Genomic DNA, 416 nt, shown 5'->3' with positions numbered 1-416 from the left:
CTTAGACGAATCGAACCGTCTTCGTCGATTGAGTACGCTAGGTCGCCTGACACAGGTGCATCATCAACTGCCGTAACGCTCACGTCGATGTTTGCAGAGACTGTATCGGTGCCGTCAGACACATCAAAACCGAAGTTTACGTCGCCATTGAAGTTTTCATTCGGAGCAAAGGTGTACGTACCATTACCGTTATCAGTAAGAATACCGTCGCCACCATCGTAGGTCACACCTTCAACCGTTAGGTTATCACCTTCAATGTCGGTAGCGCCTGTTAACAGGTCGGCATCAGTAAAGATTAACGTGCCGTCTTCTTCAACGCTGAACTGTTGATCTTGAGGTACTGGCAGGTCATTAACTGGGTTAACGGTTAGGTCTGCAGAAGCTTGAACCGTATTAGTGCCATCTGAGATATCGAA

1 protein-coding gene is annotated in these 416 nt (G+C 47.8%); it reads right to left on the bottom strand.

Going from position 1 to position 416, the window contains the following annotated elements:
* Positions 1 to 416, bottom strand: a 416-nt coding sequence (locus AB4375_RS21685; RefSeq protein ID WP_372052456.1) for a cadherin-like domain-containing protein, incomplete at both ends; no start/stop codon positions are given.

The organism is Vibrio sp. 10N.261.51.C6 (assembly GCF_041471785.1).
Classification (GTDB): Bacteria; Pseudomonadota; Gammaproteobacteria; order Enterobacterales; family Vibrionaceae; genus Vibrio; species Vibrio crassostreae_C.
Note: the sequence above shows the minus strand (reverse complement) of the source record. Positions and strands in the feature narration are given on the sequence as shown.